We start from the raw sequence: 1,296 nt of genomic DNA, 5'->3' as shown, positions 1-1,296 counted from the left end.
AGAAAAATAGATCAAAAACTCATTCCGGAATAATGCTCAAAATCAATCTAATTTTCAGCTTTAGTAAATCATTATTTTTGAAAGAAAATTTCTCTGCCAAGTTCTAATCTCGTTATTTTAACCAACGGTTTAGGCTAGGAAAAGTTGCGATTGATAAATCGTACTTTTCCGCTGTTTATTTTGTTGTTTAAATTTAGTTTAATTTTTCTATTTAGCATAATTGAGCAATTTTTTTTAGCCATTGTTGGGTGACGTTTTTATTCGGTTCTAATTACATATTTATAAATTTCCTTAAATTGCGAAACTCTTTTGTCAATATATTCTTCTAAATACTCCTTTTTAACAATATGTATTATATTTCTCTGTCTTATATTATTGTATTGAGGTGATAAATAGTTGAAGTTAATTTGGATGTATGATTTTTCGTTTAATTCTATCTTGTTATTCTCAGTTGTTGCTTCAAGTAATTCTCCTTCTAAAATAATCATTGGTTCAAAATAACTTAAAAGCTTATCGCTTGACTTATCTTTATGTATATAGTTAGAATTCATAGCGTGAAAAAATGCCTTGGTAGAATTACATAAAGAACTATATAATTTATCTTTACCGTTAGAAAAACCTTCAAAAGCTGTTCTACCAATTCTGTCTAATATAGGTTGATTATACTTGCTAAATGAATTAGCTAGATTGAGTTTTTCAAAATTTCTTTGCAAATAACTATTTGGTAACCCCAAAGCTTTATCAAAATCAGAACTCTCGGAAGTAAATACAATCCAAGGTTTGTTAATTTCTTTTTTAATTTCAATTACAAAATAAAACATAAACTCTTTGTAAATGTCCTTATTGGAGTTAAGTAAATATCCCGCAATTAAATCGATTTCTCTTCCTTTATTTTTATTCTCGTTTAGAAGTGTCTCAATTTTGATTCTTTCTTTAAGAGAAAGTCGTCTATGTTTTGAACTCATTTTTACAAATCTATAAATTTAGATTTGTTGCGTTAAGTTATTGAATAGACCATAATTTTAATTAAATGACACCCAACGGTTTAGGCTATGTTGTCGTTGTGGAAAAATCGGTAAGATTTTTCCGCCATAGCAATTGTGTTAGTAAATATACGAGGATTTTCTGAAAAAGAAAATCCGCCACAATGCAATATAGCCATTGTTGGTTAAAGTAACTTAATCACACATAGCTAGATTTTTCATTTTAACTCATCTTTAACCGATTCATTGCTCAAATCTGACCGTTTCAACATTCACTCCGCAATATTGCTCAAATTCAGTTGAAAGAAGTTGT

The 1,296-nt window shown here is 28.2% G+C and carries 1 protein-coding gene; it reads right to left on the bottom strand.

Annotated elements, in window-relative coordinates; translation table 11 throughout:
• Positions 1 to 257: 257 nt before the first annotated feature.
• Positions 258 to 965 carry a hypothetical protein gene (locus HGB55_RS15025; RefSeq protein ID WP_168817889.1) on the bottom strand — a complete coding sequence of 236 codons (708 nt, stop codon included), beginning with the start codon at positions 963 to 965 and terminating at the stop codon, positions 258 to 260.
• Between the last annotated feature and the right edge of the window lie 331 nt (positions 966 to 1,296).

The organism is Lutibacter sp. B1 (assembly GCF_012524075.1).
Classification (GTDB): Bacteria; Bacteroidota; Bacteroidia; order Flavobacteriales; family Flavobacteriaceae; genus Lutibacter.
The sequence above is the reverse complement of the archived record's forward strand: the minus strand, read 5'-3'. Positions and strand labels throughout refer to the sequence as shown.

What these genes read in the sequence shown, in the direction of transcription:
- HGB55_RS15025 (WP_168817889.1), bottom strand. Translation starts at nt 965, where the DNA reads ATGAGTTCAAAACATAGACGACTTTCTCTTAAAGAAAGAATCAAAATT.